This window comes from Endozoicomonas numazuensis (genome assembly GCF_000722635.1).
GTDB classification, from domain to species: Bacteria; Pseudomonadota; Gammaproteobacteria; order Pseudomonadales; family Endozoicomonadaceae; genus Endozoicomonas_A; species Endozoicomonas_A numazuensis.
This window is the reverse complement of sequence record NZ_JOKH01000002.1, coordinates 348,377-357,686: the sequence shown is the minus strand read 5'-3', so window position 1 is coordinate 357,686 and position 9,310 is coordinate 348,377. Positions and strand designations below refer to the sequence as shown.

Below are 9,310 nucleotides of genomic sequence, written 5' to 3'. Positions count from 1 at the left end.
TCAGTCGTTTAATATAAGTTCTCAGATTCAGGTTTGTGCACTCAATTTTTTGTGTATTCCTTTTGTCTACCGTGTGCTTTTCCTGGTCAATATTACGCTCCCCAGTTATCGGTATAAAAGCACCCAATGCCAAAGGGCTCCAATAATCCTTAGGTTTCTTGAAAACCTTGTCCCTGCGTTTGCCAAAAACATAATCCGGAATGGCTCCTGTCTCGTGGTGCATCAGACTGTTGAGAACCAAAGGGGTTGGTCCCCAAAGACCAACGTCAATCCTCTAAGTCGTTGGTATCCGTGTCAAAATCCATTTCGTGAAACTCATACCACATTTCATTAGATAATTAGTATAATAGTCTAACTTATTGATTTTTATAGGGTTGTTTTGCCTGATTAGGCACCAAAAGGCACAATAATACCCTATAAGCTAAGTGCGATTGCATACTGTTTTGCATACTGCGCTCATCACAATAATACGACTATGGTGTTATATGACAATTCAATGCCAAAGAAGAAAAAGAAAGAAGGGAATGGTCTACATCTATCAGGTGTCAGTTCGTAAGCAAAACTTTTCCGCCCATGAAAGTCTGACCTTTCCAGACAGCACATCCGGAAAAGCCTGGGCAAAGCAGGTAGAAAAAGAGATGTTGGAACAGGCCGAGAAATCAGAGCAGGAAAGCCTGAAATATGAGTCTTCCAAATCCCGAACCGGAGACATCAAGTTAAAGGAGTACCTGGCTCACTACCGTAAAAAGCAGGAATCATTGCCTGAAGATCAAAGAATCAGCTACCGGGATTTACAGGCCATCAAGTTCTGGGAAAAGAGCTGGCTCGGTGAGAAGCGCTCCAACGAGATATTGGATTCTGATCTGATCGATATTCTGGATGAGCGTATCCAGACCGTTGCTCCTGCGACCAACCATCTCTATGTTTCAGTGCTGAGAAGGGCGCTGGATTGGCAGAAAAGGTTGCGCCTTTACTTCCGGAAATTCATCACAGACGAAGTGATGAAGGAGCTCTGGAGAATGAAACTGGTAGGTAAGTCCAAGGAAGATGATACTCGGCCTACAGAAGTTCAGGTTTACGAGCTGTATGAGAGCTTTTTAAAAGGTTATCCATTAGCCAGAGCAACAGTGCCTTACCACCATTTGATGCTGTTCAGTATCTACAGCAGTTTCCGTGAAGGAGAAATTTGCCGGATCAGGCACAGTGATCTGGACGTTGAGAATGGTTTTGTGATCGTTCGGGATCGAAAAGATCCAAAGAAGAAATACGGCAACCACCATAAAGTGCCGCTTTCAAAAGAGTGTCTGGAAATTATTGCTTTGCAACCAAGGTTCAAGGGAGAAGACCGAATATTTCCATACCGGGCAAACACAATAGCGACCCGTTTTTCCGACCGAACCAAAGAGCTGGGCTTTCCTGAGCTTCGTTTTCATTCATTCCGGCATGATGGCATTTCCCGACTGTTTGAACAGAATATGAGTATTCCGGAAGTAGCCATCAGAAGCGGACATAAAACCTGGGATAACTTACGGCGATATACTCACTTGATTCATAAAGATCCGCCTGATCTTTGGAGTCGCTGCAAGGAGATAGAAGCTGGTTTCTGGGGTGAGAATGCCGCACAAGGGAATAACCCGAAGGCTATGTACAAGGGTGAAGATTCGTTATGAATCTTCACGACTTTATGGATACTTGGAGTGTGGCTTTCAATCAAAAAAACCTAATAAGTCTAGAATCATCAATCCAATGAACATAAATCCAGAGGTAGAATATAAGATGAAGAATATTCTACCCAGTATTCGATCCAGCCGACTGGTATGTTTATACAGCAAGGCGGAATCTGCACGTAAAAAAGCCAGAGGACTGGACTCCATTTTTTTATTCAAGAACCTAGGGGTCGACAAGGCTCCTGCTACATTAAGGATATCCCAACCGCTGGCAAACTCAGTACCAAGAGCATCCTTTGTTTCCGGTTTTTTTCTGAGTTTTCTTACTGTGACCTGTCCGAAAACAACAAACATAATGCATGCGAGAAAACATATGAACATGGCAATGGCTAAAAGTGATGAAAATAGGCCCATGATTATTTAATAGCCCTCATTATGTTGTCATACCAACTGCCAGCGTTATCTTTAACTTGTCCGTTAACCCACATAGAAGCACCGGCTGCAGTGCCCGCAACCAAAGCCCCTCCTACTATTAGTCCAACCCAACCTGCAGGAGTTGCTGCTAAAAGTAGAGTAAGACCAGCACTTACAGCGATTGAGCCGGTTGTAGCACTTGCCGCAAAACTACTCGACTCAATAAACAGCTCCCGCTCCCAGTTCCCGCCAGCCTTGTAGCTGTTGTGTACATTGCCAATACGACTTCCGAAGTCTATAACAGCCAGCCCATTACCCAGATACTTGGCATGTTGGGTGAGTTTAACCAGATTGCTGGCCTGAACCTGTGAGCTGACATTGAGGCTGGTTGTATTTCGGCTGCTTCTGGCGATATTGGTGGCGCGTGAGGCGCTGGTCAGTGGAGTGCCACGTCTTGCTTTGTTAGCAGAGTTGATGGCGTTGAGTTCATTCCGGAAACGAATCTGAAGTTTTTGGAACGCTTTATGGGCGTTATCACGAGCCACTCTCTTGTTCGCGGGGCTGCTCAGTGCAGAGCGGTAGGCCATGAGTGCATCCTGGTACTCTTTGATAGCCTTGGCGAAGCCTCCGACGCGATCCGCGTAAACACTGGTGGAGGCACCTATCAACCCAATATTGTAATCTTTCAGTTGTTTGGTGATTTCTGCAATAGCAAGGGTATTATCGCCCCCGAATGAGAGTGACAGGTTGGTGAGTTCCTCTGCAACAGGCTTGGGTGAAAGCTGGTTAATGATCTGCTGCTGATCTCGGTTTTTATCCTTGTTCAGAAGGTAAGGAGTAAAGGCTTGCAGGGTGCCGGGTTTCTGGCAGCTCAGACCGTGTACAAGATTAGTTTCAATACCGCAGGTATCTTTCAGATATCCTGAGCTTAATGATTGGTTACATAAGACTATCTGGCTCATTGAACGTCCTGTTCTACTTCATGCGACACTGAAGAGTGTATTGTTTGATGTTGTATATTCTCAGCAAGTCGATCATGCCAGAAAACGACAAACAATAAAATGTTGTTTATTGGCCAGTTGAATATTATGAGAGCAAGTCCGATGTCGACAGTTTCAGCTGGAGCCGCAGTGGGTCGTTCCTGAGAGGGGCTTGCCTTGCACTGGTAGAGTCGAATCATGGCGGTCTGAATCTCAATACAATGCCGTCTATGAATAAGGTCATTTAGGTGAAGTTTATGAGGGGCGGATAGTACAAATCATCAGGCTGGAAAAGCACTACTAATCAAGCTGATGTTGATTCAGTACTTGCCGTTGATATTGATTGGTTTATACTTGTTGCTGAAAGCTCGAAGCCATGTAAAATGGGCACCACGTTATAAGTGTGTTTGATTCTTTATGTATAGATTTGATGTTCCGAGTGTAGTAGCTCGCCATATTCTTCCATAAGTAATAACAAAACTTCTAGCTCGACCGCCTTATCTTGTTAAAAAGCACGACAAGGCAATTTTATGTTACAAAACTAAGGATATGATTATGTCTACTACTACCGGTACTGTTAAGTGGTTCAACGAAGAGAAAGGTTTTGGTTTCATCGCTCAGGAAAATGGTCCTGACGTGTTTGCCCATTTCCGTCAGATCGTTGGCGACGGTTTCAAGACTCTGACTGAAGGTCAGCAGGTTGAATTTACTGTTACTCAGGGCCAGAAAGGTCCTCAGGCAGAAGACATCCGTCCTCTGTAAAGACTGAGCTGCATCTAATGTAGCTTACTGCTTCACATAGTGTGAAGCTAAGAAGGCAATACCTAAGGGTGTTGCCTTTTTTTATGGTGCGCCGAGTATGGCGCGTAGCGCCAACCGGCGCTGTTCCAGTACGCATGGTGGCGGCTGGATGACTGGGTGGTGAAAGTCCTCCATCGACCCGGCACCAACAGTAGGCGCTTTAGATGTGGCGACCTGTCAGAATATTTCGGTCAGTCACATGCTTGGAAAAGACCTTGGCAGAATGGAACCTACGCCTTCTTTGAAGTACAGGCTTCCAAATTATTGTACGATTATGCCCTGAAAATCCTTAGGATCGAGTTAAAGAAGGTGCGCCGGTAGAAATTCTGTTCCAGTCACTGGCGGGTAACCGTTCCGCAATGAATAATGCCTTTGATGTCAGCATCGGGTATATCAATAATGCTTATCGCATTATGGAGAAAGACGGCGTGCTGGCAGACAGGAAAAGCCAGTTCAGGTGCTTCGAAACCGGTCAGGGCAGTGAAGTCAGTTATGGCATGAACAATGGGGTCGATATGACCACTTACCAATTATAATCAGAATGGCTCCTGTATGATGTTCCGGGACTCCCTAACATCTCCTTCAGCGGGCGTCTCCAGAAAATCAACTACTAACATCTTGTCGTTAAATAAAACAATCAACACCAAGCCACCATAAAGTGGAAGAGCGAATTTTATGGATGTTTTATCAAGCTCTCCATCCTTAATGCTGATTTTATTTTTAATTAAGAACCTGCTTTCTTTGTAATGGTCCATCCAACATGTAAATGTAAATGAAGATGAAAATGAAAATAAAAAACAGAAAGCCGACCTATTAGGTAAGCTAATGCACCCTATGGTATCAGATTTACGGTGCTTACCCTCAAGCAACCAGTCGGGAGGTGTTACAGCCGGATCAATATTTCTGATAGTAACTTCTCCAATCTCCCGCTCAAAATTCCCTAAATAGGATTGCACGGCTCTGAAGTAGCCGGGCATCCCTTGAACAAAAGAGAATGTGCAGCCTTCGTCCTTACCAATAACTCTTAAACATTCAGGGTCAAGAACAGTACTGACATCCCATATTTTCAGAAGATGTTCTTTTTTTTCAGAATGCATTTCTATACTCAATAATCGATCATTGCCAGCCAAAGCCAGACTAATTCCCTTACATGCATCCCCAATCGATAAACGCTTAGTGAGTTCGACATTTAACCCCTGGATTTTCAGCTGCCGTAGCGTGATAGTGCCTCCCTTCTGACTGACGGCAATATTGATCAACTCCGGGGATCTCGCTTCGCTCCATACCACCATAGCCTGAATCTCATGAGTAGTGCTAAATTCACCACTATTATAAGGTTCAGAGCCAGCGTCAGGGTGTAAACCAGGGCGAGAGAGAATCTCATCTAATGACAGAATTTTAATTTCTCTATATACTCCTGCCGTAATGATATGCCCAAGAACTTCGCTGATGGCGATAACTTTGTAACTATGATGCTTCCAATCTTTAATACAGGGCATCTTGGGTTTTGACGGAGACCATATGGTGATATGTCCTTTATTGTCCCCGGCAAACAGCCGTTGACCGCTTGAACTGATGGTCAAACAGCTGGTGGGATCGTCTTTTCGTGGACCCCTGAGCTTGTTTAGCACTTTGGGCTGCGCTAGTTGATTATTGTTCTTCAAATAGTCGAATATAGCCAATGCATTAATTGTGCTTTTATCAGCAAAATCTTTAATGGCTTGTGGAAGGTTATGACTATTCAAAAACAACTGGATTTCTTCCTTCTTCTCCTCCGGCACCCCGTTTGGAAAATGAATCTTCAGCCAGCAATACTGTTGAGTCTCTGAGTTCCCGCAGTATTCTTTCAGTATCCGCTTCGGGAGATACTCTGCAGCCCATGGACGAATATCAGGAAAAAGGTGATACAGTCTCACAATATCTTTTAAACTGAGAAAATTAAAAATTTGTTCAAGAGTTTTGGGAGGCAACAAGTGAATGGGAAAGGAACTTGTTTCATGGGCTATGTTGCCAGCATCTGACCAACTGTTTGCTACAGGAGGTTGAGGAATAAGGCTATTTCCAATCTGGAGTGACACGGGCAACCTCACCGGGGTAAGTGCAACAAACCTGTTTGTTTTTTCCTCTCGCTCTGGAATAGCAGGTATCAGTTGCTGACTTTGCTCCGCCGAATAGCTTTGTTCATTTCTGTATCGACAATAACCCGCACAGAGCTCGCAGAAATTATTGGAATATGTATGTTCTGCTGTTGGGGGCGGTGGGTCATCGTCTCCTGAGTTGCCTGTGCTGGAGGAGGTATTTACAACGGTTCCTGACGCTGACGCTTCAGACGACGAACTCTCATTATGATCACTCTCATTATTAGTGTCGTTATCGCTTTGCGTTGAACTTCCTGAGCTTGTATTTTCTTCAATACTTGCGATGACCGCTTCTATAACGTCGGCGCCTTCAAGAAAGCTAGTGGTTGCTTCATCGCTTATATCTGAAGTTAAGAGCGTGCTTTCAAGCCAGTTTACCTCAATATCCAGATGAATTTGGCTCTCAGGCAAGGTCAGTAAGTCATTTATTTGTGACACCATTGCAGCTACATTCTCTATATGATCCAGATACCATTGGTCCTGCATATCCCCCAGCACATCGAGTGAAAAGTTCAATAACTGGTTTCGAGTACCGCTAATCGATTTCAACCATTGAAATAGCAATTGCCATTGTCCGGTTGCTTCGTAATCTGAAAGAAAACGCCTAAACTCTGTTCGGGAAAGTGTTAAGACAAGAGGTGAATGTCCTGGTGCCAAAAGATGCACAGACAGATTGGAATAATCGTCTTCTGTCATATCCTGACGGAACCAACTTAAAATATTTAAAAGGGCCGGTTGGATGTCAATAGAAAAAATATCATCGAATAGCAGGAAAGCCCCTCTTTTTGGTCCCTTAAAATCAGGCGGAGGCTGATAAAAAAAAGTTGTGCCTCCTGAAACCTTCATCAACCTCTCTTGAGTATCCCAGTCAGGAAGCAGTGATAGAATGGATTCATCATGGTCTGATAATTGGTAGACTCTGAGCTTCTGCGGCTCCGTTGATCGAGATAAAAACTTAGATGACGATCGATTCTCTGTGCAGTATGCAAGAACCGCTGAGTCATAAACAAACCAGGCATCTTCATTGGTTAAAACATACACTCGGCGATCTGGTTGCGTTTCTATCAAATAGGCATTATGAGTTCCTTTTGGGTGTCCGCACAGGGTTACCTGTTGTCCTGCTCGCCCCTTTATGTGAAATAAAAGGCGAGCAATGTGACTTTGGTTCTTTAACGGATTTTCAGCCAATATCCTAAGGAATCCACTTGTATTAACATGTTGGAAGTGTGTCTCGTACTGGTTCAATACCGCTTGCGGGTGCGCTAAGCAGTGAGTGACAGACAGCAAAAAAATCGAAAGCAATAAACAAATTAATGTTATTTTTTTCATACAGTACATTTATTGCCTCTCCATTATTTATTGCCTCTCCATTATTTATTGCCTCTCCATTATTTATTGCCTCTCCATAAAATCAGAGGAGGGGCAGCCACTCATCAATGCCTGAGTTACACCTCCCAATACGTCTGCTTTTTTATCAAAACCCGCAATTCAGAGTTGAAAAACCGACATACTGACCCTTATACATTCCGACTATGATAAATTTTTTATTTATAGTAGATGGTGTCAATATAACCTTCAAACAGAGCCTGCAGCTTGCGTTTTAAGAGGGGGGAGTATTGACATTATTTGAATTACACGCTTTAGATATCTCGTCGACGGTTAATAGAATGGACGTCTTTAATGATTCGAAATTTTTTGATGGTGGTGGGTCAATGGTGTGTTTGAACAGTAATGTCAGCCCTAAACTCTTCCTTATTAATCGGACGGCCCATGACAATATTATGCATCTTTTCAAGCTTTGAAAAGCAGATGGTTTTTCTGGTCAGTCGTTTAATATAAGTTCTCAGATTCAGGTTTGTGCACTCAATTTTTTGTGTATTCCTTTTGTCTACCGTGTGCTTTTCTTGGTCAATATTACGCTCCCCAGTTATCGGTATAAAAGCACCCAATGCCAAAGGGCTCCAATAATCCTTAGGTTTCTTGAAAACCTTGTCCCTGCGTTTGCCAAAAACATAATCCGGAATGGCTCCTGTCTCGTGGTGCATCAGACTTTTGAGAACCAAAGGGGTTGGTCCCCAAAGACCAACGTCAATCCTCTAAGTCGTTGGTATCCGTGTCAAAATCCATTTCGTGAAACTCATACCACATGTCTTTAATCATGTCGAATTGGGCATGGAGCCTATCTGATTTGCCGCTTTTGGGGCTTATTCGCCACTATAAAAAACTGTAAGCTGTGTAATTTTCTGCGAAGGTAGATGAGTGCAAGTGCCGAGATAGACAATGAGCACCCTTGAGCAATCATTTGAGCTCGCACAGTAATACAGCCATCAGGCATCCAATCAGGTGATTATGGTAAATATTTTTCATACAAGAGTGTGCCATGCAGCCGGTCACTGATGACAAACAGCTGACTCACCTCAGGGTAGGTGGTTTCAAATCTACACGATCGTGCTATTTAGAGCTGGGCTCTCTGAATATTTTGATAGGTGCAAATGGCGCAGGTAAGACAAACTTTATCAGCTTTTCCGTTTTATTGGCCAAATTCTCGCCGGCAACCTGCAAAGAACGGTGGGTAAGCAGGGTGGTCCGGACGCTCTGTTAAGGCACGGGCGTAAAGTAACCCGGTCATTTGAGTCTGAGCTGTATTTTGGTGACAAGGTTTATAGGTTTGAGTTGGAGCCAACAGCGGATAACCGGATGATGTTCCAGCATGAGTCCCTGGCCGCCGGAGGGCATGTCAGTAATGCAGGGCATTTTGAAAGTTATGTTGGTCAACATGTGACAGATGGTACTGAGCAGTCCGTATGCAACGCTATCACTAACAGGCGGGTTTACCACTGTCATGACACCAGTGAAACGGCTCTTGTGAAGCAGCCTGAGGGCTTCATGCCCAGTACTTTGCTGATTGATGAACCTGAATTAGGGCTGCACCCTTATGCAATTGCTGTGTTGGCTGCACAATTAAAAGCAGTGTCGCTCAAACATCAAGTGACTGTTTCCACGCAGTCGGTTGAACTGATTAACGAATTTGAAGCTGATGACCAGGTGATCGTTAATCGCCACTTCTCAAGCATTTCAGAAGTTATCAGAAACCCTTCCACGGTAGTCTGGTGGCTATGGATGTCGGGTTTGATGCCATGACATGAAAGGCCGATGTCCGCATTTTGCCCAGTGGCTCGAAAAGTTGGAGCGATTAAGGTCAATAGAGTCTAATTTCATTTAAGTGCCTTCCACAGCTAGCCCAACAGCTTTAAGGTGTTACCATTTACTGGTTTGGCACAGTTTTAGCCTATTTCTGACAAATTCTGTA

8 protein-coding genes and 1 pseudogene are annotated in these 9,310 nt (G+C 44.0%); 4 read left to right on the top strand and 5 right to left on the bottom strand.

Annotation, left to right across the window (positions count from 1 at the left end; all coding sequences use genetic code 11):
• Positions 1–223 (bottom strand): IS1 family transposase (locus tag GZ78_RS08940; RefSeq protein ID WP_269078752.1); only part of this gene is annotated, 223 nt, incomplete at its 3' end.
• 301 nt (positions 224–524) lie between these two features.
• Here GZ78_RS08940 and GZ78_RS27310 point away from each other — a divergent pair.
• A complete protein-coding gene (locus GZ78_RS27310) occupies positions 525–1,670 on the top strand; it encodes a tyrosine-type recombinase/integrase (RefSeq protein ID WP_051785983.1) in 1,146 nt (381 codons plus the stop codon).
• Between the two features lie 36 nt (positions 1,671–1,706).
• Here the strand turns inward: GZ78_RS27310 and GZ78_RS08930 are convergent, their stop codons facing one another.
• A complete protein-coding gene (locus GZ78_RS08930) occupies positions 1,707–2,081 on the bottom strand; it encodes a hypothetical protein (RefSeq protein WP_034834850.1) in 375 nt (124 codons plus the stop codon).
• Positions 2,082–2,083: 2 nt separating this feature from the next.
• Positions 2,084–3,043, bottom strand: coding sequence for a hypothetical protein (locus tag GZ78_RS08925; protein WP_034834848.1), 960 nt, complete (start codon positions 3,041–3,043; stop codon positions 2,084–2,086).
• 573 nt (positions 3,044–3,616) lie between these two features.
• On the opposite strand from GZ78_RS08925, the gene GZ78_RS08915 reads away from it, so the two are divergent.
• Both GZ78_RS08915 and eutB read left to right on the top strand, forming a co-directional pair.
• Entirely contained in the window at positions 3,617–3,823 is a 207-nt protein-coding gene (locus tag GZ78_RS08915; RefSeq protein ID WP_034834845.1) for a cold-shock protein, read from the top strand.
• A 350-nt stretch (positions 3,824–4,173) separates the two neighbouring features.
• A pseudogene (gene eutB / locus GZ78_RS28840) lies at positions 4,174–4,398 on the top strand (ethanolamine ammonia-lyase subunit EutB); the annotation flags it as partial.
• Here eutB and GZ78_RS08910 read toward each other — a convergent pair.
• Positions 4,399–7,329, bottom strand: a complete 2,931-nt coding sequence (locus GZ78_RS08910) for a WD40 repeat domain-containing protein (protein WP_152558630.1) — start codon at positions 7,327–7,329, stop codon at positions 4,399–4,401.
• Between the two features lie 380 nt (positions 7,330–7,709).
• A complete protein-coding gene (locus GZ78_RS08905) occupies positions 7,710–8,045 on the bottom strand; it encodes an IS1 family transposase (protein ID WP_152558629.1) in 336 nt (111 codons plus the stop codon).
• 523 nt (positions 8,046–8,568) lie between these two features.
• Between GZ78_RS08905 and GZ78_RS08900 the strand changes: the two genes are divergently transcribed.
• Positions 8,569–9,141: an AAA family ATPase gene (locus GZ78_RS08900; RefSeq protein ID WP_034834843.1), complete on the top strand. Its 573-nt coding sequence runs from the start codon at positions 8,569–8,571 to the stop codon at positions 9,139–9,141.
• The last annotated feature ends 169 nt before the right edge of the window (positions 9,142–9,310 follow it).